The sequence below is a fragment of the Hymenobacter sp. genome (assembly GCF_036387835.1).
Taxonomy (GTDB): Bacteria; Bacteroidota; Bacteroidia; order Cytophagales; family Hymenobacteraceae; genus Hymenobacter.
Map to the genome: position 1 here is coordinate 77,569 of NZ_DASVSY010000099.1, position 24,047 is coordinate 101,615.

Annotated in this window: 19 protein-coding genes; 8 read left to right on the forward strand and 11 right to left on the reverse strand. The window is 57.2% G+C overall.

Annotated elements, in window-relative coordinates:
* The first annotated feature begins 28 nt into the window (after window positions 1-28).
* A complete protein-coding gene (rfbC, locus tag VF639_RS19080) occupies window positions 29-571 on the forward strand; it encodes a dTDP-4-dehydrorhamnose 3,5-epimerase (RefSeq protein WP_331147533.1) in 543 nt (180 codons plus the stop codon).
* 41 nt (window positions 572-612) lie between these two features.
* On the opposite strand, the gene VF639_RS19085 is transcribed toward rfbC, so the two are convergent.
* On the reverse strand, window positions 613-1,929 hold the full coding sequence (locus VF639_RS19085; RefSeq protein WP_331147534.1) for a UDP-N-acetylmuramoyl-tripeptide--D-alanyl-D-alanine ligase: 1,317 nt from the start codon (window positions 1,927-1,929) through the stop codon (window positions 613-615).
* A 61-nt stretch (window positions 1,930-1,990) separates the two neighbouring features.
* On the opposite strand from VF639_RS19085, the gene VF639_RS19090 reads away from it, so the two are divergent.
* Window positions 1,991-4,273 carry a T9SS type A sorting domain-containing protein gene (locus VF639_RS19090; RefSeq protein ID WP_331147535.1) on the forward strand — a complete coding sequence of 761 codons (2,283 nt, stop codon included), beginning with the start codon at window positions 1,991-1,993 and terminating at the stop codon, window positions 4,271-4,273.
* A gap of 53 nt (window positions 4,274-4,326) precedes the next feature.
* Here the strand turns inward: VF639_RS19090 and VF639_RS19095 are convergent, their stop codons facing one another.
* The 5 genes from VF639_RS19095 to msrA all read right to left on the reverse strand — a co-directional run bounded on the left by VF639_RS19095 (window position 4,327) and on the right by msrA (window position 11,700).
* Window positions 4,327-5,121: an amidohydrolase gene (locus VF639_RS19095; RefSeq protein WP_331147536.1), complete on the reverse strand. Its 795-nt coding sequence runs from the start codon at window positions 5,119-5,121 to the stop codon at window positions 4,327-4,329.
* 206 nt (window positions 5,122-5,327) lie between these two features.
* Entirely contained in the window at window positions 5,328-6,491 is a 1,164-nt protein-coding gene (locus tag VF639_RS19100; protein WP_331147537.1) for a methionine aminotransferase, read from the reverse strand.
* A 188-nt stretch (window positions 6,492-6,679) separates the two neighbouring features.
* Window positions 6,680-7,336, reverse strand: a complete 657-nt coding sequence (locus tag VF639_RS19105; RefSeq protein ID WP_331147538.1) for a hypothetical protein — start codon at window positions 7,334-7,336, stop codon at window positions 6,680-6,682.
* A gap of 305 nt (window positions 7,337-7,641) precedes the next feature.
* Window positions 7,642-10,722, reverse strand: coding sequence for a PAS domain-containing protein (locus VF639_RS19110; protein WP_331147539.1), 3,081 nt, complete (start codon window positions 10,720-10,722; stop codon window positions 7,642-7,644).
* Between the two features lie 297 nt (window positions 10,723-11,019).
* The gene (gene msrA, locus VF639_RS19115) at window positions 11,020-11,700 is read right to left on the reverse strand and encodes a peptide-methionine (S)-S-oxide reductase MsrA (protein ID WP_331147540.1); all 681 of its coding nucleotides are present in this window, start codon (window positions 11,698-11,700) and stop codon (window positions 11,020-11,022) included.
* Between the two features lie 208 nt (window positions 11,701-11,908).
* Between msrA and VF639_RS19120 the strand changes: the two genes are divergently transcribed.
* The 6 genes from VF639_RS19120 (at window position 11,909) to VF639_RS19145 (ending at window position 18,959) form a co-directional block, all read left to right on the forward strand.
* The gene (locus tag VF639_RS19120; protein WP_331147541.1) at window positions 11,909-12,304 is read left to right on the forward strand and encodes a hypothetical protein; all 396 of its coding nucleotides are present in this window, start codon (window positions 11,909-11,911) and stop codon (window positions 12,302-12,304) included.
* A 102-nt stretch (window positions 12,305-12,406) separates the two neighbouring features.
* On the forward strand, window positions 12,407-12,655 hold the full coding sequence (locus VF639_RS19125; protein ID WP_331147542.1) for a hypothetical protein: 249 nt from the start codon (window positions 12,407-12,409) through the stop codon (window positions 12,653-12,655).
* A gap of 836 nt (window positions 12,656-13,491) precedes the next feature.
* A complete protein-coding gene (locus VF639_RS19130) occupies window positions 13,492-13,941 on the forward strand; it encodes a DUF2141 domain-containing protein (RefSeq protein WP_331147543.1) in 450 nt (149 codons plus the stop codon).
* Between the two features lie 171 nt (window positions 13,942-14,112).
* Window positions 14,113-17,031: a TolB family protein gene (locus tag VF639_RS19135; protein WP_331147544.1), complete on the forward strand. Its 2,919-nt coding sequence runs from the start codon at window positions 14,113-14,115 to the stop codon at window positions 17,029-17,031.
* A gap of 174 nt (window positions 17,032-17,205) precedes the next feature.
* Window positions 17,206-17,934, forward strand: a complete 729-nt coding sequence (locus tag VF639_RS19140; RefSeq protein ID WP_331147545.1) for a dioxygenase family protein — start codon at window positions 17,206-17,208, stop codon at window positions 17,932-17,934.
* Window positions 17,935-18,227: 293 nt separating this feature from the next.
* On the forward strand, window positions 18,228-18,959 hold the full coding sequence (locus VF639_RS19145) for a pirin family protein (protein WP_331147546.1): 732 nt from the start codon (window positions 18,228-18,230) through the stop codon (window positions 18,957-18,959).
* A 98-nt stretch (window positions 18,960-19,057) separates the two neighbouring features.
* On the opposite strand, the gene VF639_RS19150 is transcribed toward VF639_RS19145, so the two are convergent.
* The 5 genes from VF639_RS19150 to VF639_RS19170 form a co-directional block, all read right to left on the reverse strand.
* Window positions 19,058-19,810, reverse strand: coding sequence for a LytR/AlgR family response regulator transcription factor (locus VF639_RS19150; RefSeq protein ID WP_331147547.1), 753 nt, complete (start codon window positions 19,808-19,810; stop codon window positions 19,058-19,060).
* Window positions 19,807-20,931 carry a sensor histidine kinase gene (locus VF639_RS19155; RefSeq protein WP_331147548.1) on the reverse strand — a complete coding sequence of 375 codons (1,125 nt, stop codon included), beginning with the start codon at window positions 20,929-20,931 and terminating at the stop codon, window positions 19,807-19,809. Before VF639_RS19155 ends, VF639_RS19150 begins: the two co-directional genes overlap by 4 nt.
* A 134-nt stretch (window positions 20,932-21,065) precedes the next feature.
* Entirely contained in the window at window positions 21,066-21,551 is a 486-nt protein-coding gene (locus VF639_RS19160) for a YdeI/OmpD-associated family protein (RefSeq protein ID WP_331147549.1), read from the reverse strand.
* Between the two features lie 508 nt (window positions 21,552-22,059).
* The gene (locus tag VF639_RS19165) at window positions 22,060-22,848 is read right to left on the reverse strand and encodes an L-fucose dehydrogenase (protein ID WP_331147550.1); all 789 of its coding nucleotides are present in this window, start codon (window positions 22,846-22,848) and stop codon (window positions 22,060-22,062) included.
* A gap of 195 nt (window positions 22,849-23,043) precedes the next feature.
* Window positions 23,044-23,901 (reverse strand): fumarylacetoacetate hydrolase family protein, encoded by an 858-nt coding sequence (locus VF639_RS19170; protein ID WP_331147551.1) that lies wholly within the window; start codon window positions 23,899-23,901, stop codon window positions 23,044-23,046.
* Window positions 23,902-24,047: the final 146 nt, after the last annotated feature.

A 24,047-nucleotide genomic window follows, 5' to 3' on the forward strand; every position in this document is an offset into this window, starting at 1 on the left:
TAGAATCTCTGGACAGTAAACTATATACATGGAAATTAAGCAGCATGCCTTGGCGGGCGTCGTAGAATTTATTCCCCGGGTCTTTGGTGACGCTCGTGGTGTTTTCTTTGAATCATTCAGCGCCCGAGTATTTGAGTTGGCCGGAGTTCAACACGAGTGGGTACAGGACAACCAATCTAGTTCGACGCGTGGGGTACTACGCGGCTTGCACTTTCAGCGGCCTCCTCATGCTCAGGCTAAGCTTGTGCGCGTAGCCCAAGGGCGGGCCCTCGACGTTATCGTGGATCTGCGTCGTGATTCAAGCACGTATGGGCAGCATTTGGCAGTGGAACTGGATGCGCAGCGTTACAATATGCTGTATGTACCCATCGGGTTTGCACACGGGTTTGTGGCCCTCGAGGACCACACGCTCTTCTTGTACAAGTGCTCGGACTACTATCAGCCAAGCGCGGAAGGCGGCCTCCGTTGGGATGACCCTTCCCTTAACATCAATTGGGGCATAGACAAGCCAAACGTATCCGACAAAGACCAGGTACTTCCGCTACTCGAAGAGTTTGATAGTCCCTTCTGAGCACGGACTTTCGCGGATTATTCCGCGAAAATCCGTGCTCATTAGAGCAATTCCAGCAAAGTTTCCAGGCCCATGCCGCGGGAGCCTTTGACAAGAACCTGGCAATCCTGTAGTGCCTTGGTTTGTAGCCAATTGGCTGCTTCGGCTTTGGTAGCGAAGTAATGATTGTGGCTGCGGCTGCTGCCGCAAACGTTGTGGGCGTGCGCCATTTCGGGGCCTATGAGCACAATTTCGCTTAAAGGCAGCTCGGCCAGCAGGTTACCAAGGGCTGTATGTTCGGCAGCGCTTTCCTCGCCTAATTCAAACATGTCACCTAACACCACCACTTTGGTGCTGCGGCGGCTGCCAGGACGAGTAGCGAAGCTGCGCAAGGCGGCACTCATACTGCTGGGGTTGGCATTGTAAGCGTCCAGTATTACCTCGTTGCGGCCCGTATCAACAAGCTGTGAGCGGTTGTTGGTAGGGGCATAAGAGGCTAGGGCATCGGCAATGTCGGCGGTTGGCACACCAAAGTATTGGCCAACCGCAGCGGCGGCAGCTAGATTAGGAAAATTGTAGTCGCCGGTGATGCGGGCCTCAAGCAAGGTGCCATCCGTTAGGCGGAACGTCACGTTTGGTATAGGGCTGACCAAAGTGGCCGGATATGTATCGGCGGTGCCGGGGTAGGTTACCCGTTGGGGGACCATAGCCGCCAGTTCTACCAGTCTAGCATCCAGAGTGTTAACAAAGGCAGTGCCGTTTGTGGCAGCTAAGAAGCGGAACAGTTCGGCTTTGCCTTGCGCAATGCCTTCCTGACCGCCGAATCCTTCCAGATGGGCCTTGCCGATGTTGGTAATCAAGCCGTGCGTGGGTTCGGCAATGTTGCTGAGTAGCTCGATTTCGCCCCGGTGGTTGGCGCCCATTTCTACAATGGCAAGCTCATGCTCCTCGGGCCGGATGCTAAGCAGGGTGAGGGGCACACCAATGTGGTTGTTGAGGTTGCCGCGCGTGTATTGCACCCGAAAGCGCCGGCTCAGTACGGCGTGAATCAGCTCCTTGGTAGTGGTTTTTCCGTTCGAGCCAGTGATGCCCAAGACGGGGATGTTCAGCTGCCGCCGATGGTGACGGGCCAAGTCCTGGAGGGTACGTAGCGGGTCGGGTGCGTACGTGTACAACTCGGGATGCTGAGTTGCCAGGGCGGCATCGTCTACTACGGCGTGGCGGGCTCCGCTGGCCAGGGCCTGGGGGGCGAAGTCGGCCCCGCGGAAGGTGGGGCCGTTCAGGGCGAAGAACAGCGTATCGGTCTGGGCCTGCCGCGAATCGGTGCTGACGGAAGCACAGGCGCGGAATTGGTCGTAGAGGGCTGCTATGTCCTGCATGATTATTGTAGTAACTTAAAGCTAAATTGTTGTGTTATCCTGGAAAGGTCTGGTTCGCTCTATGATGTTACGCCCTATTCTCTTGCTTTTTGTGCTGTGCAGTTGGCTGACCAGTCGTTCGGCTTTGGCGCAATCTACTGCGTTTGGCTTCGAACTACGGTCAGTGGCAAAAGTAGTGCAAGGCACTGATACCCTGCGTAACGCCTGGGCAGGCGGCCTCGACTCACCCCAATTTTCCAGCATCGACCTAAATGCCGATGGTCAGCAGGACCTCTTCATCTTCGACCGGCGCCTGCGGCGGGTCCTTACCTATCTGAACGTGGCAGCGGCCGGTGGCGGCCGGCAGTGGCAGTATGCTCCCAATTATGAAGTGCTGTTCCCGGCTGGTATGCACAACTGGGCTTTGCTGCGCGACTACGACTGCGACGGCCGACCCGACCTGTTTACCAACGGCGACAGTGAAGTCGATGTTCAAGTGTTCCGGAATGTGGTTGGCCCCGGCGGCCTGCCTACGTTTCAGCCCATTACCTCCCTGCTAACGGCCCTGGTAGGTAGTACGCCCGTCAACATCAATACGGGCGTCAATATGCCTACTATTGAGGATGTTAACGGTGACGGGCGGCTCGATATTCTGATTTATGATTGGGACAACGACAAATTCGTTACCTATTATCAGAACATCAGTTCGGGTACGTGCGGCGGGCTGCAGTTCCGGCTCGTAACCGACAGTTGGGGCAATATTCAGTCTTGCTTAAGTAGCTGCGGCTCGTACAGCTTTTCGGCTACCACCTTGTGCCGGCCGGGGGGCGTGCAGCATTCGTCGGGCAGCAACATATTGGCCATCGATTTAGATGCAGACGGCGACAAAGACCTGGTTGTGGGCCGCGATTATTGTACCGAGCTGGTCGCCATCACCAACCAAGGCACTCCTCAACAGGAGGCTATGACAGCTAGCAGCCTCATTAGTAATTTCCCGACCGGTACTACCCCCGTGCGCATCGCCAACTTTCCGGCGGCGTATAACTTGGATGTCAACTTCGATGGCCGTCCCGATCTGCTGGCTGCGCCCAACCTTTTCGATAACCTGGACACCGTAGAAACTCGCCGGTCGGTGTGGTTTTACGAGAATGCGGGCACCGGAGCCGCGCCTAATTTTCAGTTTCGGCAGCCAGATTTCCTGCAGAGCGACATGATAGAAGCGGGCTCGCAAGCCGCGCCCGCCTTCCTGGATGTAGATGCCGACGGGCTCAAGGATATGCTGGTGGCCGGCACTCGGCGCGACGCCCCCGGTGGTTTCTTCGTGGCCAGCGTGGCCTACTATCGCAATGTAGGCACAGCCTCGCGCGCCATCTACAAGCTCGTCACGACAGATTACCTCAACTTATCAGCCAAGAAATTTGGCTTGCTGCGGCCTATTATCGTCGACCTCAACCGCGACGGGGCACTCGATTTAGCTTGCATTGGCTATTATGCCATCGGCCGGAGCAGCTTCCTAGGCTTCTACCTCAACCAGGCCGCGGCCGGGCAGGCACCTAGCTTCAACACGGCCACCATGCGCTACATCAGCAATGTGCCGAACAGCCAATACGACGCGGCCACTTTCTTCGATGTCGATAACGATGGCTACGTGGATCTGCTCTACGGCACCAACTCCAACCGCACCGATTTGCCTGGCCAGAGCTTGCGCTACTACCGCAACAACGGCAGCAGCACGCTCGAAGCAGCGTTTGTGGTCGCCAACTCCGACTACGGCCAGATTCGCTCAGCCGGCAACACCCGCCCGGTTAACCTGTATCCGCTGGTAGCCGACTTCGACCGTGATGGCACCCCCGACTTGCTCACGGTGGACGCGGCCGGGACCGTCCGGCTGTTCAGCAATCTACGCGGCCAGAGCAGCATTTTCCTCGATCGTACGAATCTGTTTTACAACACAGCCCGCGCCACCTACGACAACGCCCAACTAGGAATCCGCGACCAAAACCACTTCACCTTGGCGGCCAACGATGTAAACGGCGACGGGGGGTTGGAGCTGTTTATTGGAATGGAAAGCGGCGGCGTACTAGCTGCCGCGCCGCGCAACCAAGTGCTTGGTATTAAAGGGGCCGCCGCTTCAACTCTGCCAATCAGTCTCTACCCAAACCCGGCCACTACCACCACTACCGTAGAAGCGTCCCGTCCTGTCCGTCTGACTTTGCTCGACCTCACCGGCCGCACTGTACGCACCAGCCCGGCACCAGCCCGCCGCCACGAACTCGACCTACGCGGCCTGGCTGCGGGCCTTTATATGGTGCGCTGCGAAACAGCCGATGGGCAGTTGGGTATGCAGCGGCTGGTAGTGAAATAGTGATTTAGCCACTTAGCGAGTTGGCCGTTCGGCTGGCATGAATGGCTAACTCCCTATCGCGCTACCAACTGCGTTAGCTCGAAGGAGTCAGCGTCTTGCAGGGCCGGGAACCGTTCGCGAAAGGCTTCTAGGTCGGCGCGGCGGAGGGCGCGGGTGATGCCGGTTTCCTGGTTGCCCACTTCCACCAAGTATTCGCCGCGCATGTCGAGCAGAGCTGAGTCGCCGGCGTAAGCTAGGCTGTTTCCGTCGATGCCCACGCAATTCACGCCCATGGTGTAGGCCAGGTTTTCAATGGCGCGGGCGCGGAGCAAGGTCATCCAGGCGGTGCGGCGGGCGGCGGGCCAATTGGCTACGTACAGCAGTAGGTCGTAGGGTTGCGAGTTGGAGTTACGGCTCCAAACCGGAAAACGCAGGTCGTAGCACACTAGGGGGCAGATGCGCCAGCCGCGCCATTCCTCCATCAGCCGCTCGGTGCCGGCCGTGTAGGTGTGGTGTTCGTTGGCCATCGTAAACAAGTGGCGCTTATTGTAGTAGCTCAGGCTGCCATCGGGCCGGACCCATAGCAGGCGGTTATAGTAGTTGCCTTCCTCTTTAATGATAATGCTGCCCGTAACCACGGCGTTGCGGGCCGCTGCTATGTCGCGGAGCCAAGCTACGGTGGGGCCATCCATGGGTTCAGCTAGCGTAGCCGCATCCATGCTAAAGCCAGTCGTGAACATTTCAGGCAATACAATCAGGTCGGTAGCAACGGATATTTCGTGGATATGCCGACGCAGTTCGGTGCGGTTGGCTGCCGGGTCGTGCCACTGCAAGGAAGCCTGTACGAAAGAAACAGTTAAATCAGACACGGTAGTGAGACAATAGGTAGGTGGGTGAGAGGGAGCGGCATAACTATCTAGAAATATAAGATGGTCGAAAACAGATAGTAGTATAACCCGGAAAATAATTTCTGGTCGATTAGCACGTAACTAGGTGGCCGAACCCCGCCAGTTGATGGCAGTTGCTTGGGTAACGAATACAGCGTCAACTGATTGCCTGGCCTGTAAGCGCCCGGTTATAGCTCCCGCAGCCGAGCCGCGGCGGCGCGCAGGGTTGCTTCCTGCTTGGCAAAGCAAAAACGAATCAGCCCCTCGTCGTGGCTGTTGTGGTAGAAGGCCGAAACGGGCACCACCGCCACGCCGGCTTCCCGGGTTAGCCGTTGGGCAAAAGCTACACCGGTTTCCGTGGCGGAGATGCGGGCGTAGCGAGCCAGCTGGAAGTAGCCGCCAGCCGCCGGCAGCAGCTCGAAGCGCGATTCGGCCAGCAACGCCCGAAACAAGTCGCGCTTGGGTTGGTAGAAGGCGGGTAGCTCCTGGTCGTGGGTGGGATTGGCTTCGAGCACATCCGCTAAGGCGTGCTGCGTGGGGGTGCTCACGGCAAACGTTAGGAACTGATGCACCCGGCGCAACTCGGTGGTGAGGGCAGGGGGCGCTACGCAGTAGCCCACCTTCCAGCCGGTGGCATGATACGTTTTGCCGAACGACGAGAGCACAAAAGCCCGTTCTCGCAGGGCTGGGTGTTGCAGCACGCTACGGTGCGGGATGCCGTCAAACACCATGTGTTCGTATACTTCGTCGCTGAGCACCAGGGTGTTAGTATTGGTTAGCAGCGCGGTTAAGGCTTCCAGATCTTCGGCGGTTAGTACGGCGCCACTCGGGTTGTGCGGCGAGTTGAGCATAACCAGGCGCGTACGGGGCGTGAGGGCGGCTTGCACCCGGTTCCAGTCGGGCCGGAACGTGGGGGCGTCAAGAGGAACGTACACGGGTACCCCGCCTTGCAGCCGAATTGCGGGGCCGTAGAGGTCGTAAGCTGGTTCGAGCACCAGTACTTCGTCGCCGGGGTGCACAACGGCGGCGAGCACGGCGTACAGCGCCTCGGTAGCGCCGCAAGTAACAGTGATTTCCGTGGCCGCGTCGGGAGCAGGCACTCCGTACACCCGCGCCGTTTTGCGCGCTATGGCTTCGCGCAGCCGGGGCAGGCCAGGCATGGGGGCATATTGGTGGTGGCCGGATGTGTTGGCATGGCGGGCCAGTGCCGCTTGCAGGTCCTGCGGCGGGTCGTAGTCGGGGAAGCCTTGGGCCAGGTTGATGGCTCCGCACTCTTGGGCGAGCTGTGTCATCACCGAGAAAATGCTGGTGCCGACATCGGGCAGTTTAGAATGAATAGTAGGCAGCGCCATAAAAGGAAGCAAGTGAAAAGAGGTCCAAAATACAGACTGGCGACGGAGAACTCGCTAAGGTTATTTGCAAAGCAAGACGCTACATTTCAAGCTTCCAGCCAAGAAGTAGTTGATGCGACACACAAAAAAGCCCTGCCAAGGTAGTTGACAGGGCTTTTCACCAGGAAGGACAGCTCACCAAGACCGGCTTAGCCCTTACGTTGGTAAGGAAAGCGCTTGGAGGCATTGCGCATCAGGGCGTTGGTGAGGTTCTGCGCGTTGTTGGTGATGATGGGGCCCCCGCCGCCTGAAAGGTTGCAGTCGTATTTCCAGAGCAACTGACCGTCCTGCTGGTCGTGGATACTCAGAGAGGCCGTTACCTCATCCGACGGTACATACAGGGGCGTCAGGATATTAATGGCGACGGCGGCCGCTAGCGGCAGCGGCTTGCTCAGCAGCATTTGCCCCGACAGTACGGCATCGACGCCGAGCAGGCGGGCAGCTTCTTCGCGTGGCATCTGGCGCAGGTCGTCGTAGCTCAGGCCAGCTTCCCGCAGCAGCACGTTGGTTTTGCTGATGTCCTGAAACCGCACGGTATAGCGGTTTTTGCTTTCGCGTTGCAGTAAGTAGCTGTAGATGCTGTTCTGAATGGCAGCGGCAGCTTGTTGCTCCTGTTCAGCCAGGTTCGGGTTGGGGGGCAAGGCGCGGCCAAACGTAGGAGCCGGCTTGATATGGATATCGAAAGGCAGGATGGCCACCAGTTTGTGACGGGGCAACACAGTTTCACGGAAGTTGCGGGCTACGTACACCCGAGGGGAACAGGCGGCAAGGCAGAGCAGCAGCAGGAAAGGGAAAAGCTTTTTCATGGCAGTTAGTGGAAAAGAAGGAAGGAATAGCAAGACACAAAGCCTCACTATAATAGAAGCCGGTCCGCCCCCGAAAGGACGCCGCACGCTACTTATCTTGTCTTCCGGCCAGAAGCTGAAAAGCTATTTTGCAAACCCGGTGCCGATTTTTATAGAAGAGTTCCTTCCAGACAATATTTTAATTTAAAAATACTATAAAGCTCTGGTTTCTAATAAGATAAAAATTGCATCTACTCTTTGATTCGGGCATAAAACTACAAGCAGACTGCCGCCGCAACTTAGGCACGCCCAGAAGCAGCCTGAAACTATACCCGTTGCATCGGTAAATACACCCGGAAAGTAGCTCCTTCATTAACAGTGCTTTCCACTTCTACCCGGCCGCCCGCCTGCTGCACAATGCGGTTGACGAGGTAAAGGCCCATGCCGGAGCCTTCCACATGGTCGTGGAAGCGGCGAAACAGCTGAAACAGCTGACCCCGGAAGCGTACCAGGTCGATGCCGATACCATTGTCTTGCACAACCAACAGCAGCTGACCATCGTGCAAGCGGCTGCTTAAATGAATGCAAGGCACGCGGCCGGGAGCAGCGTATTTAAGGGCATTGCTAACCAGGTTGTAGAGTACACTTTGCAGGTTAGACCGCACGAATTCCACCACCGGCACCACCTCGAAGTTAGTGGATACCTGCGCGCCGCTAGCCGTCAGCTGATCCTGAATGCTTGCCAGCACTTCGGTGGTTAAAGTGGCTAGCTCAATAGGTTCGGTCGGCAGGTACTGGCGCTGCTTCTGCACCAGCTCCGACAGGTCGCCAATCGTACCGTTGATTTGTTGCAGGGCCCGCTCGAACATGCCCACCAGCTTCACGGCGTCCGGGTCGCGGAAGTGGGCCGTGCGCGTGAGTTCCTGAAAGATGCCCGCCATGTTGTTGATGGGCTGCTTCAGGTCGTGGGAAGTGGTGTACACAAAGTTGTCGAGGCTGGCGTTGGTGCGGAGTAGCTCGGCATTTTGCGTTTGCAGCAGCTCCCGCAGCTCCCGTTCCTCGTGAATGTCGGTGTCGGTGCCGTACCAGCACACCACCCGGCCCGCGGTGTTAAACTCGGGTACGCCGCGGCTTAGCTGCCAGCGGTACTGCCCGTCGTGCCGGCGCAGCCGAAACTCGTAGCTCCAGCTATGACCAGCCGCCAGCGCCGCTTCGTACAGCGGGTAAACGGCAGGTAGGTCATCGGGGTGCACGAAGTGATGCCAAATGTCGGTGATGGGAGCGGCGGGGTCGTGGCCGGTGAAAGCGTACCACTGTGGACTCGCGTACAGTGCCTGCCCCGCCGCGTCGTTGATAAACGTTATCACCGGCAACGACTCCGTCATGAGGCGAACTTGCTCGTTGCGGCGGCTGATTTGCGCTTGCAGGGCTTCCGACTTCTGGCGGTTGCGCACCTGCTCGGTCACGTCCAGAATAAAAGCCAGTATTCCTCGCACCTGCTGCAACTCGTCGTACAGGGGCTGGAAGGTGAACGTGACGTGATACTGCCGAAGCGCCGTACCAGCCGGGTCTTGCATAGCAACGAGCGTTTCAAAACCTTGCTGGGGCTGGCCCGTGGTGTACACGCTGTCGAGTAGGGCCACCATGCCTTGCTCCTCTAGTTCGGGCAGCAAGGCGGCTAAGGGCTGGCCTACCTGGGTGCGGCCGCCTACAAAAGTGGTGTAGCTGGCGTTGAAGAACGTGAGGCGGTGCTCGGGGCCTTCCAGCGTGGCAATAGCCGCCGGCGCCTGGCTGAAAATCTCCAGCAACTGCCGGTCTTTTTCCTCCAGCCGCTCCCGGATGCGCCGCTGATCATCGATATCGGTGTTGGTGCCTACCCAAAGCAGAATGCTGCCATCGAAGCGCCGGATTGGTACGCCACGGGCCAGAAACCAGCGGTACTGCCCGTCGTGGCTGCGCCAGCGGTGCTCGGTTTCGAAGGTGCTGCCTTGCTCTATGGCCACCTGCCAGCCTTGCACCGTCGCCGCCAGATCGTCGGGGTGCAGGTAGTGGTGCCAGCCGGAGTTGCGTAGCTCGTCGAGCGTGGCGCCGGTGTAGTCAAACCACCGCTGATTGTAGTAGAACACCAGTCCGTTGGCCCTCGACAGCCAAGCCATCTGGGGCAATGCCTCCAGCGCCTGTCGAAACTCCCGGTCTTGGTGGCGCACCTCTTCCAGTAGCTTAGTGGTCCGCTGCTTGGCCCGTACCTGCTCGGTCACATCGATGCCGAATACCAGAATGCCTTGCGTACGGTTGTTTTCATCGAGCAAGGGCTGGAATACGCCGTTGAAAAACCACTCCTGCTGGCCTTTCAGCGGCGCCGAAGACTGAAACGGCACTTCGTGCAGCACGTACGGCTCCCCGGTGCGGTACACTTCATCAATTAGCGCAATGAACCCCTGGTTTACTAGCTCGGGGGCCACCTGAGCAGCGGGCATACCCAACCGGACCTGACCGTTGAAAAGCTGCTGGCCTCGCTCGTTTACGTAGCGGTACACGTGGTTAGGGCCGGTGAGGGTAGCAATGTAGGCGGGCACCTGGCTCAGGATCTGCTGTAGCTGCTGATCTTTCTCTTCCAGCAGCTGGCGGGTCTGTTTCTGATGGTCGATGTCGGTGCTGGTGCCAAACCACCGGACGATGGTGCCGGCGGCATCGCGCTGGGGCAGAGCCTGGCTGAAAAACCACCGGAAAACCCCATCACAGCCCCGAAACCGAAACTCTGCTTCGTAGGCTTCGCCAGTGGTCAGGGAGTGGCGCCAGCGCTTCCGCACCCGTTCCTGGTCGTCGGGATGGGTCATGGCCAACCACAAACCGGGTATGCTGGCATCGGCTATGGTGTAGCCAGTGTAGGCCATCCAGCGCGCATTAAAGTACTCGTACCGGCCAGCCGCATTCGCTATCCACACAAGCTGCGGAATGAAATCCGCCAAAAAACGAAATTGCTCCTGCGGCAGGCGAGGCTCGGCGCTCAGCGACTGAGCCGGAATAGTAGCCGGGGCCGGCGTCTGTTTCTGCAGCTGGCACAGCAGGTAGCGCACCGGCGCCTCGGGCGCCGACCGCACCGGCGTCAGCAAGAGGTACCAGTTGTGAACAGGCTGCGCCTGGTGGGCTGGCAAATGCGGTAAAACCACCGGCAACAGGTAAGGAGCGGTAGAAACCTGAAGCGCTGCCAAAGCAGCTTCCCAACCCGCCAAATCCGTTTCGTCTCCGAATACCTCGGGTGCCGCTCGGCCCAATAAAAGGGCTTCTCCCAAAATAGCCTGACTTGCTGCATTGGCCGCTACCACCGTAAGGTCGTGCGGATGCAAAGCCAAACAAGGTGTTGGCAGTGCATCAAAAAGCAGTTGAAAATCAGGTAAATCAATCATTAGGCAGTATACCTGCTGCTAGTGGTTAACCCGCGCCGGCAATCCAAGGTAAGGCTCTGGCTGGAACTTCGCTACTGGTTGAGGAAGAGTTGAAAGTCGCTTGTCCGGAATGTTCAACTTGAATTATGAACACTAGCTGAAGCTGTGGCAATCGAGGAAATGAACAAGGTAATTGCTTACATAACAAGCAACTTTCAGCAGTGAACCAGCTAAAAACAAAAGCCGATCCTGTCGAGGAATCGGCTCTTGTTTTTAGCTGGTTCGTTGGAGTGCAGCAGAAACGAATTGCTGCGTTGCTTACAGGGGAGTCTTGAGCAACTGCGGATAAGCTTTCCGGAACTTCATCACCTTCGGTACCGACACTGACTGCACATAAGGATTGTCGGGGTGCAGGCGGAAATAGCCCTGGTGGTAGCCTTCGGCGGGCCAGAACTTAGTGAAGGGCGCAACCTGCGTCACAATGGGATTGGGGTAGTGCTTCGAGGCATTTACGCGCTTGATGGTCGCCTCAATCAACTGCTTTTCTTGCGGCGTACGATAAAAGGCCACGGAGCGGTATTGCGTACCGGCATCGGGGCCTTGGCGGTTAAGGGTGGTGGGGTCGTGGCCGGCCAGGAAAAACACGTCAAGCAACTGCTGGTAGCTGATTTGCTTGGAGTCGTAGTACACCTCGAAACTTTCGGCGTGGCCGGTCTGGCCGCTGCCTACTTGCTCGTAGGTGGGGTTTTGCTCTTTTCCGCCCGCGTAGCCCGATACCACGTATTTCACGCCGCGTAATTCTTCAAATATTTCCTCGGTACACCAGAAGCACCCGCCGGCGAAGGTGGCTACCGCCAACCCATTTGCTTGGGCGGCAGTAGGCAAACCACCTGCCGTAGAACGCGCAAGGGCTTGGGCGTCGGCAGAGCGCTGCTGCCCGCAGGCCATGACAAAGAGCAGCAAGCAAATCAAACAAGACTTCAGTTTCAACAAAGACATTTCAATAAATAAAAGCGTGGGAAACTCGACGGCAGATGTACGCAAATCAGCGCCTGTCGGACGTTATGAGTTGAATATGCTGTAAAACAATAATCGGGCGCTAAAGTCGCCTGTAACTGAAACTTTTGCATGAACGGCTGAGGATAGGATTCTCTTCTACATTTGCACTCTTTCCCGCTCTCACTCACCTTACTGCAACTCCCTGGTTATGGCCCAACAAGTACTTTTCCAGACTTCTTACGTTACCATCATCTACGATTACAACCAGGAGTGGCTCTACGTGGACTGGACCGGTGAGCAGACGCTGGAAACAGTACAAACGGGCTGTTTACAAATGCTGGAGTGTCTGCGCGACGAAAGGTGCCACAAGGTGCTCAACGACAACACCCGCGTAACGAGCATGTGGTCGGATGCGGCGGAGTGGGGCGGGCACGTTTGGTTTCCGGCTATGGCCGATGCCGGCTTGCAGTATTTCGCCTGGGTTTATTCACCTAATGTGTACAGCCGCCTCTCTACCGATCTAACCCTGCAACACACAACTCGCCCCCTGATTCTAACTTTCGACAGCTTGGAAACGGCCTCGGCGTGGCTGAAGCAAATGTAGAAGCCTCAACAGTAACAACTCATGCTAATTTCATCTTACTCAGATATATAAACTCTTTTATTAAAATTGCGTATCTTTTATATGTTCTAATTTTTATTGAATATGTCAAAACCACCTCTCGTTCCGTCTGGTGCTTCCTACGCTGATCCTCGGGTCAGAGAAAAGGTGGCAGCTTGGATGAAGGAATTTCATCATGAGCAGATAACCGCCATCGGGAGCAACGAAATGCTACGCGTCTACTGTCAAGCCCTCAACAATTGGGTGCTCAACCCAACCACCGAATCGCACGACATTGAGCTTTTGATAGACGAAATTTGCCACACGGCCCGTCTGGAAGGCTCAGACAACTGAAAGCCGAATGCAGGATTACAGCAAAAAAGCTGTCCTGCATTCGGCTTTCGCTTTTGCAATGCGCTAATCTTCAGCGCAAAACGTACGAAGGGCTGCCAAGCCTGGGTGCTGCCGTTGCGAGTGAAGCCGGCAGTCACTCACCTTTCACGTAAGAACAGTATTTGGAGTGCTATGCTACTAGCAGCGTCAGGTGAAGTGTAGGCTTCATACTATAGCTTCCGGCAGGTTTTAGCATTGTATGAAACCTGGTTGACTTGCTGCCTAAGCTCATTTCACTTGTTCAGACAAGCTACTAATCAGGCTAATGAAGCGGAATTTCTGGAAATGCAAGAGGGAGACAGGTCCTTACGTCCTGTGAAACAGGACGGAGACGGGTAGTACGCAAAAAAGCAAGCTTACCTGCGGCAGTAGTACCACCCCCGGGCCAAGCGGCCCGACACGCGTCTGATTTGCATACTAAAATATTAATGGAATGCCAAAAGGGCTCTTTAACAAACGCATTTATAAGCAGATATGCAAATATTTGCCAGGGTATTCCATTGGTATAGAGTATAAATTAGGTTATAATTAATAGAATTTTATAGTTAAATAGCAGGTCTTGAGGTAATTCGATATTCCAACTAAATCATATAATTTTTGACAGGGCAGTAGTACTATATACAATAGAGTAGAGCAGTATACTGCCGTTCCTCACGAGAATAAGAGTATTTTCAATTGCCACAGTACCAATGTGCAGCAATAAGTCTATCTTGTCTGTCCGTCGGAATGGGCACCTTTTACGGTTAAGACAAGTTGGCCCTTTACTGTCCTGTAACTTGAACTGTACCTCCACCCTTATGAAAATACATCAGCTTGCTCTTCTGATGGCTGCTAGCAGCCCACTATTCGCCACGCCATGTGCCGCCGGAGACAACCCGACGGGTACCTCGTCGGTTACCGTTATAGTGTCGGCTTTGGCTTCTACTAAATCAGTGGTAAAGCTGTATTTCTATAATGTGCGCGACAAGTTTTTGCAGCACGGCGGCTACACCTTCATGCGGGTAATTCAGCCGGGTGGGCAGCAGCAAGTAACCTTGCCCATCAACCTGCCCAACGGGGAGTGGGCCGTGGCTATTACCCAAGACACCAACAACAACGATAAGCTCGACAAGAACTTTGTAGGCATTCCAACCGAGCCCTACGCCTTTTCCAACAACGTGCGTCCCAAGCTGTCGGCACCGGATTTCAACGACTGCAAATTTGTAGTTAGTGGCCCCAAGGTGGTAAACATCGTGCTCAACAAGTAGGCTGAAACTGGCAGCGTTTGCAGCTGGCTATGCCATTCAAAATAACAACAGTTCGAAGCCCGTTCCGCATCCGTGGGACGGGCTTCGGTTTTATATAGCAAGCTGACTGCCCATCAATGAATACTGCTTATTGGCGAGGCTGTTAGCGGAATGTGGCCTAACTTTTCGCCCTTGTTTCCTTCCCATTTCAACCAGATGCGCACGTTTCTGCTGGCTGCTTTCGCAACGCTAACTTTTCCGATGGTCGGTGGTGCCCAAAGCCTGCCTATCCTCGACCAAAATCCGCCTTCCTTGCACTGGCAGCAAGTGCAGACGCCGCATTTTCGGGTGCTGTACCCAACGGGCTTTGAAGCCGCCGCGCAGCGTACAGCCCAACGGCTAGAGCAGGTGCACGGCCCCGGCGCCGCCACCCTGGGGGTAAAGCCGCGTCCTATTTCAGTTGTGCTCCAAACCCGCACGAGCGTCAGCAACGGGTTCGTGACCTTTCTGCCGCGCCACGCCGAATTCTACGCCACGCCCGAGCAAGGCATGGGGCTGGGCACCAACGATTGGCTCGACCAGCTGGTAGTACACGAGTATCGGCACGTGGGGCAGTTCGAGAAAGGGCGGCAGGGCATTGGCCGTCTGCTCGGCCCGCTACTCGGCGACGGGGCCCTAGGCGTGTCGGCAGTGGGCTTGCCGCAGTGGTTTTTCGAGGGTGATGCCGTGGGCACCGAAACAGCGCTTACGCGCAGTGGCCGGGGCCGCATTCCGGAGTTTGGAGTAGGTATGCGGGCCAACCGGCTGGGCGGCCTGCGCTACAACTACCAAAAGGCCGCCAACGGCTCCTTGCGCGACTACGTGCCCGACTGGTATGTGCTCGGCTACTACCTGACCTCTTACGCCAAAACCCACTACGGCGCCGACGTGTGGGACCGGGTGCTAACCCGCTACAACCGATTCCCTTTTTATCCTTTCTCGTTTTCCAACAGTCTGCGCCGCACCACCGGCCTGCGGGTAGAACAGCTCTACACCCGCACTATGACCAACCTCGATTCGACGTGGCAAGCGCAGCAGCGTGAACTGCAGCTGACGGAGGCGCGGGAGCTGACCGGGCAGTATAAGGGCCGGGTGTACACGCAGTACCAGTGCCCGCAATACGTCAACGATAGCACCGTAGTGGCCCTCAAAACCGGCCTCGGCGACATAGCGCAGCTGGTGCTGCTTTCCACCAAAACAGGGAAAGAGCGGAAGCTGCATGTGTTGGGGCCGCTAAATCTGCCGGAAATGCTGTCGGTGGGCGGGGGCAAAGTGGTGTGGCCCGAGTATCGGTTTGATGCCCGCTGGCGGCAACGCGTGTATTCCGAGTTGAAGGTGCTCGACCTGGCAACCGGCCAGGTAGCGCGGATAAGTCGGCACCACCGCTACACCGCCGCGTCCCTCTCGCCCGATGGGACGCGGCTAGTTGCCATGGAAACGGATTCCAGCTACCACCATGCTTTGTCGGTGCTCGATGCCCGGACCGGCGCGGTGCTTGCCACGCTGCCCAACCCGCAAAACGATTTCTACCAGCAGCCGCACTGGACGCCCGACGGGCAGCGCATTGTGACGGTGACGCTCAAGCCTACCGGCAAAACCTTGGAGCTACTGGACCCTGCTACCGGGGCCGCGCGACAACTGTTGCCCGTGGCCAACGTGAACGTAAGCAACCCGCAACCCTGGGGCGAGTACGTACTTTACAACTCACCCCAGTCGGGCATCGACAATGTGTACGCCGTGCACACCAGCACCGGCCAAACGTACCAGGTAACTTCCCGGCCGCTGGGCGCCTACCACGCGGCACCAGCGCCGGACGGGCAGCACCTAGCTTTCCACGATTACCGCGCCACAGGGGCCCGCGTGGTGGAAATGCCACTCACTCCTGCTGCCTGGCGTGCTATACCAGCGGCCACTACGGCCACGCCTGGCCCCTACGCGACGGAACTAACGGCCCAAGAACCAGGAGCCGCTGTTTTGCTGCCGTTGCTGGCTGGCACGGCCCCTGCCGATACGGCGCGCCGGTATCCTACGCGGCCTTACTCGGTGCTGCGCAATGCGTTCAATGTGTTCGGCTGGGGCGTGGTGCAAAACCCGAACGGCAACAGTGTTAGCTTGGGTGTCCGCTCGCAGGATGTGTTGAGCACCACCCAAGCCATTACCGGGGTCACCTACGACCAAACCGAACGCACCGGCGCCGTCTTTGGCGGCTTCAGCTACCAGGGCCAGTACCCGGTGCTGGACGCCGATATCACCTACGGCGGCCGCAATGCCGCCCGCTACATCGACCGCGCCCGCAACCAACCGCTCGACAGCCTTCGACGCGACCAGTGGCGCTACACCCGCCTGACCGCCGGCCTGCGCCTGCCCCTCACGCTCACCCGCTCGAAATACCTGGAGGCCCTGACGCTAAGCAGCTATTACCTGCACGAGCGGCTGTATGACTATGACTTGCCGCGCCGTTTGCCCACCGAGCCAAGCCCCAACAGGCCCGTACACGCCGTGCAAACCACGCTCAGCTATGCGCGCCAGCTGCGGCTCAGTGCCCGTGACGTGGCTCCCCGCTGGGGCGGCTCGTTGCTACTGACCTCTCGCCTTACGCCCTTCGGTACCGGCCTGGAGGCCCGGCAGTGGGCGGGCCAGGGCAGTTTGTACCTGCCGGGGCTGGCCAAGCACCACGCACTGCGGCTGCGCGCTGGCTACCAATGGCAGCAGCAGCGCCAGTACCAGTTTGCGGCGGCCGTTTCGTTTCCGCGCGGCGAAGGCTACGTTAGCTTTGATAGGCTGCGCGCCGCTTCTCTGGATTACTACCTGCCGCTGGCGTACATGCACTGGTCGGTGGGGCGCTGGCTGTACGTGCAGCGGATCAGGGCCAACGGATTTCTGGATGTGGCGCAGGGCCGCAGCGTGGGTATTTCCGGCGAACGGGACTACCGCAACGTGGGCCTCGATACGTCGGTGCTGTTCAACGTGCTGCGGCTGCGCACCCCGCTCGAAGCCGGCGTGCGGGTGGTGCTGAACACCTACACGCGAAACCTGATTATTGAGCCGCTGGCTTTCAGTATACGGCTCTAAAGCCCGCTTGCAGTTTGCCGGGAAGATGCTGTGGGGTAACTGGATTTGTGCTGCGGCGAGTATCCGTCGATTCAATGGTGCAAACCATCGATTTAGGCGTGATGCGGTGAGGAGAGTAAGCGAAATTCAACCATCGAATTAGCCACACCACGAGCAGCCCTTGCACCCTTGTTTATGGAAAGAAAACACTTTCTCAAAAGCTTACTAGTAGGCGTAATCTCCACGCCAGCTCTGCTTTCCGCCTGCGGCAAAGAGTCGGAAGAGGCTACGCCTGCTACAGGCTCAACCGGCACCGGTACCGGCGGCACAGGCTCGGGCACTTGCACCGTAGCTCCCACCGAAACCGTAGGTCCGTTCCCGACCAAAGCACCGGCTTCTTACGTGCGCAGCAACATTGTTGATGGCAAAATGGGCCACCCGTTGACTGCAAAGATTACCATCAAAAACAGCAGCAACAACTGCGCCGTGCTGTCGGGGGCTCTAGTGGATATCTGGCACTGCGACGCCGAGGGCAGCTACTCGGAGTATGGCGGCAACGGCATGCAAGCCACCAACTACCAGGCCGTACACTTCCTGCGCGGCCGGCAAATCACCGATGCCAACGGCCTGGTTACGTTCACCACCATCTTCCCGGGCTGGTACAACGGCCGGGCCACGCACATTCACGTGCACATCTACAGCGCCAGCGGCACTTCGCTGAAAGTAACGCAGATTGCCTTCCCCGAAGGTGCCGGCACGGCGCTGGCTGCCGTCAACGGCTACGGCAAAGGCTTGAGCGGCTACACCTACAACAAGAGCGACAGTGTGTTCAGCGACGATACCACCGGCGTGGAAATAGCCACCGTCACCGGCAGCACCTCCGCTGGCTTCGAGCTGACGATGACCCTGAATGTTGCGGTATAAAGCAGGTGGGCAGTCGGCGTAAGAATCTGTCCAAACAAGCTGTCCTTCCGACGCAGGAGGAATCTGAATGGTGTCGTTGAGCCAGCTAACTCAGATTCCTCCTGCGTCGGAAGGACAGCCTGTGTTTAGGTAGTTTTTAAGTGGTTGATATTGGGGCAAAATGATGTTGATTCACAACGAACCATTCTTTATCCAATAACCTGTTACCCACTACTTAAGGAGCAAGAACTTCATGGGGCCGCCGGCGGCATAAGGCTCCTGTTTTGTTTTCAATTCTGGCAGTCTATAGTTGTATGAAGCAGACACCGGGCAAGATCTTTCTGGCCGACCAACGTGGACTCGTCGAAACCAGCACATTCCGTCGTTACAGCACCTTCAATTTTGGTGCTTATGCGCACGAACACAAGCAGCCTTTCGGAAGCCTTTATGCGGTGAACGAAGAAACGCTAGGCAGTGGGCAGCAATTGAAATTTACTGCCGAACAGGCCTCCTATATTCTGTTGATTCCCGTGACGGGCGACGTGCTCGTAACCAGCTCAGTTGGCCAGACCCACCTTGGGGTAGAGCAAATGCAACTGCTGACGGTGCCGGCCAATGCCATCATACAACTAACCAACCCATACGAAACAGAGCTGGTTACTTTTCTGCATTTCTGGCTGGAAGCCGGAGATGCTGTGGCTGCTCTTGAATGCCAAACGTTTGATTTTCAGTTGTCAGCAACTGAAAATCAGCTGGCAGCCGTAGTGTCTAGCCCTACAGCCGGGCAGGCGCTGCCGTTTATTGTGAGCCTCGGGCGGTTTGCAGGGCGGGAGGAAGTGAATTACCGGCTTGAAAAGGACGCGTCGTTGTTTGCTTTCGTGCTGGGTGGTGCCTTTGAAGTGGAAGGCAGGCTACTGCACGAAAAAGATGGCTTGGCGCTGTGGGACACCGAAGAAGTGGAGCTGGAAGCGCTGAGTAATAACGCCCTGGTTGTGGTCGTCGAGTTAGCCAAGCAACTGGTGCCGCTTGGCTCTTCCCAAACATAAAAGCGTATTGCACTGCCTGGTGGTGCTGCTAAGAAGAACGGTCCTGCTTGATCTAGCGTCCGCGTAGGTGCAGCATCTCGCTCGTGTGGTAAAATCAGCTACTTCCAACGGCTTACAAACTGGTCAAACGTTTCGCGGTAACTGTCGCTGACGGGGATGGTTTCGGTACCGATATGCACCGTGCCCCGACCGATGGAGGCAATGTGGTTGAGGCCTACAATGTAGGAGCGATGGATGCGCATGAACTGCCGCGGCGGTAACCGTTCTTCCAGCGTTTTCAGGCTGGTTAAGGAAAGTAAAGGGCGCGGTTCACTTTGCCGGTACACTTTTACGTAGTCCTTGAGCCCTTCAATGTAGAGAATGTCGTGGAAGGGGACCCGTACTAGCTGATACTCCACCTTCAGGTAGAGATAGTCGTCGGGCGCTTCGGCGGGCTCGGCCGGAGCAGCCGGCGGATTTGCCGGCTGGCTGAGTTCCGCGTACGACTTGGCTTTGTTGGCTACGCGCAAAAACTCCTCGTAGGTGAAGGGCTTGAGTAGATAATCCAGCGCATCCACCTTGTAGCCTTCGAGCGCATACTGGTTGAAAGCCGTGGTGAACACCACCCGCGGACCAGGCTGGCCCGGTTCCCTGACCAGCACGCGGGCTAGTTCTAGTCCGTTGAGGTCGGGCATTTGAATATCCAGAAACAGCAAATCGACCGGCGTGCTTTGCTGCTGTAAGCCGCGTAAGGCCGCCACTGCGCTGCCGTAGCTGCCGACCAGGTTCAGAAACGGCGTTTGTTCAATAAATCGGCCAACCAACTTCAGGGCCAGCGGCTCGTCGTCAACGGCAATGCAATTGAGCTTCATGACTGAAGGGTGAGAGTGAGGTGCACGTAGTATTCGTGTTCGGGCGTGAGTTCGGTTACGGCCAGGGTGTGGCGGCCGGGGTAAAGCAGCTCCAACCGACGGAGGGTGTTGGCCAGCCCGATCCCCGAATTCTCGTCCAGCGCCAGCGGGCGGCCAGGGAAAACCGAATTGCGCACCTCCACCTCGAGGGTGTGAGGGGTAGGCTGCCGTACCGAAATGCGAATGCGACTAGGGGCCAAGGCGCTAACCCCGTGCTTGAAGGCGTTTTCAATGAAAGTAAGCAGGATCATGGGCGCAATCGGGACCTCGTGCACTACGGCCGGCGTCTCATACTCCACTTGAATATTGTCGGTGAGGCGCAGTTGCATCAGGTCGATGTAGTCGCGCACGAAGAGTAGCTCCTGGCTGAGCGGGGCCGTGGCGTGTTGGGTGTCGTAGAGCACATACCGCATCATGCGCGACAAGCGGTGGATGGCCTCGCGGGCCTGGTCGCCGTCGAGCAGCGTGAGAGCGTAGATGTTGTTGAGGGTATTGAAGAAGAAGTGCGGGTTGATCTGCGCTTTCAGCCAGGAGAGCTCCGTCGAGAGCTTTTCCTGCTCCAGCGCCTGCCGGATTTCCACTTCCCGCTGCCCGCGCTGCACGGCGGCGACACTTGTGCCTAATCCTAAAACCAACAACGTAGAAAACAGTACTGCCGGGTTCAGCCAATTATGACGCCTACCCCGTGGCCCGCCCCTACGTCCACCGATTCCAGGTGGAGGGCCGGGCGAGCGGAACACCGAGCTAGGTAAGGAAAAATTTCCGCTGGCTGTTGAACTGTGGTAGCGGTTTTCCAGCGCATCCTGTACTTGCTCGTAGGGCAGAGCCACCCCAACGGCCATTACCACTACGAGCAGCACGTAGCTTAGTAGCCGCCTTCTGTACAGCAGCTGCGGCACTGCCCAATAGATGTTCAAGTAAAACACCCCCAACGACGCAACAAAAAGCCCCGCTTGCAGCGAGTAAAACTGCTTTTGCGGAAGCCACCCGCCTGGCTGCAACGCGAGCAGCAACGCGAGCAGCATCCAGGTGAGGGCATGAAGCAATAAAGGCTGAGCTTGGCGAGAAGTAAAAAGAGACATGCAGCAGCGGTAGATAAGCACGTCAAAGGTATAGGCCCGTGCTTCATGCACGAATACCTAATCGGCCAGCACCGCACAAGTATATACCGGCGGGTGCCGTGGATCGTTGGGTTGATGAGCTAGCGTGCTCAGCGCTACAACTTCCGAAACGGGTGCCGACCGGTGGCCAGTCGTTCGGCCAACTCCACCGCCCGGCGTGCCCGGGTTTCCGCTTGCTTGGCACTGCCTACGTGCTGCGCCATAGCCCGTCGGTGGCTGGCAGAACACTCATTGAACCTCGTTTCGGCTTCGGGCCACGCGGCCAAGGCTTCTGCTAGCTCCTCGGGCAAATCAACCGCATCTGGGTTGGGGTCGGGGGCCAGGCTAACGCTGACGTGCTGACCTAGCTGGATTCCGGCTGCGCGGCACACGTCTTTGTTGATCATCAGGTAGCGCCCACTGCCGGGTAGCGGTAGCAGCCCTAACCGCACCGGATAATTATTGAGGGTGCCAATTACTCGTTTAACTGTTTTTCCACCTAAGGCGTCCACCACCAAAGGCGGTACCACCACAATTTGCGTGGGCATAAAGCTTGGGCCACCGGGCTCCAGCATCGCCCGGAAAGTGTGGGAAGTTGTCATGCTTTGAATGTAAAAAAGCTCGTTCGATGTTGCGTTGTTACGGACGTTTTCAGGGTGAAGATGCAGCGCGAGGTTTGCGCTTCGCGCGTGTTGTACAGTCATCCACGCTACGGCGTGGGGCAGTTGTTTGATGATGCGCGAAGCTTAGGTTTCGCGCGCTGTAGTCTTCGGCTTTTGTATGTCAATAAGGGTGTTCATGCAGCTTGGCAACCGAATTAAATGGCGCGGTGCCGTATGGCCGCTGCGCGGCCGTCAGTCGGGAGACTGACCCGGTCGGTGGGCAGCTAGTCGCGCCAACTTTGTCGGCTAAGACTGCCGCCAGTGTTACTGATACAGCGGCAGCACAAAGGCTAAGCGGCTGTTTGAGTTACGTGTTGGAAATTACCGAACGGTGTAGAGACGCATCTTTGCGTCTCGTCGTTGAACAAAATCGGCGGGTTGGTGCGGGCACCGAGACGCAAAGATGCGTCTCTACACCGTGCTACTGATACAGTGGCAGCACAAGGGCTTAGGCGTTGGCTAATGCCCGGTCGAGGTGCACGTAGCCGCCATCGACGTGGATGATTTGGCCGGTGGTATGGCTAGAGCAGGGCGACAGCAGAAAAGCAGTGGTATTGGCTATTTCCTCGGCCGTGGTCATGCGGTTTTCCAGCGGAATCTTGTTGGTTATTTCGCGCAGTTTTTCCTCCGGATTGGCCAGCGTCTTGATCCAGGTTTCGTAAGCGGGCGTCCAGCATTCGGCCACCACCACGGCATTCACCCGGATGCCATATTTAAGCAGCTCCACGGCCCATTCGCGGGTCAGGGCGTTGCGCCCCCCGTTGGCGGCGGCGTAGGCCGAGGTGTTGCCCTGGCCCGTTTCGGCGGTCTTGGAAGTGATGTTGAGAATAGCGCCACGCGACTTTTTTAGTTCCGGCAGCGCGTAGTGTGCCATCAAGTAGTAATGCACCATGTTCTTGTGCAGACTCTCCATAAACGCTTGGTAGTTGCCGCTTTCCAGCCCTACACCATCGTTCACACCAGCATTATTGACGAGGCCTTCAATACGCCCAAACTGCGCCACTACGGCTTGTACGGCCCGCTCGCACTCCGCCGGCTCCGATAGCTCGGCCGTCACGTAGCCCGCTTGGCCTCCCGCTGCTTCCACGGCTGCCACCAGCGCTTCGTTGTCGTGGGCGTTGCGGCCTACTACCACCGGAATAGCTCCTTCGGCAGCCAGCACCCGCGAAATGCCTTCGCCAATACCTCTCGCGCCGCCCGTTACAATGATGACTTTGTTGCGCAGTTGTAAGTCCATAACTCCAATACTAGGCAGGTGAGTAAGAAACAACCACGGCGGCAGTGCTAGGCTCCGTGGTTGCATCGTGAAAATGTAGCGGAAATCTGGCGCTTAGCTGTAAGTTAAACTAGCAGCTAAGCGCCAAGCCAATTCCTAATGCTTGAAAACGGTGTAAGCCAACGACAATTGGAATCCACTTCTATTTGAGAGGCACTAGCTCTTGCCGTATGCTTTCAACTCCTGGCGCGAGGTACCAAGGCCATCAATGCCAAGTTCCACCACATCACCGGGCTTCAGGTACACGGGCGGGTTGAAGCCCAAGCCGACCCCGGCCGGGGTACCGGTGGAAATAATGTCGCCGGGCAGCAGCGTCATAAACTGGCTGATGTAGGAAATCAGGAAGGGGATGCGGAAGATCAGGTTGGCCGTGGTGCCGTCCTGCATCATTTGGCCGTTCACGCTTAGCCACAGGCGCAGGTTGTCTACATCGCCTACTTCGTCGGGCGTGGCCAAAAACGGCCCAACTGGCGCAAACGTGTCGCAGCCTTTGCCCTTGTCCCAGGTGCCGCTGCGCTCTAGCTGAAATTCCCGCTCCGATACATCGTTGTGCAGCGTGTAGCCAGCAACATAGTCGAGGGCATCGGCTTCTTCCACATACGAGGCCCGCTTGCCTATTACCACGGCTAGCTCCACTTCCCAATCGGTTTTCACCGAGTTTCGAGGAATAACAATGTCATCATTGGGGCCAACCAGCGCCGTTGTTGATTTAAAGAACAGCACGGGTTCAGGCGGCGGTGTGGCACCAGTTTCGCGGGCGTGGTCGGCGTAGTTGAGGCCTACGCATACAATTTTTGAGGGCCGCGCCACCGGGGGCCCGAGCCGCTCGCTCGCCGCAACAACCGGCAGTTGGTTGGCCTGAGTTTGCACAAATTCCGCTAACCGGCTCAAACCATCTGTAGCAAAGAAAGCCTCGGTATAATCTTCCCCGAAAGCGGATACGTCAACTTGCTGGTTTTCTAGTATCACGCCTGGCTTCTCTTGGCCTGGCTGGCCGTAGCGAATTAGTTTCATGGGGTTGGTTGCTGAGTGTTAGTTGGTGATTGGTGGAGGTTGATGGTTAGTGTTGATTGCTGATGGTTAGTTGTTGATTGCTGAAACTATAGAGGACATTCAATTGAAAGCCGATGGGTTCCTTTAACAATCACCAACCAACAATC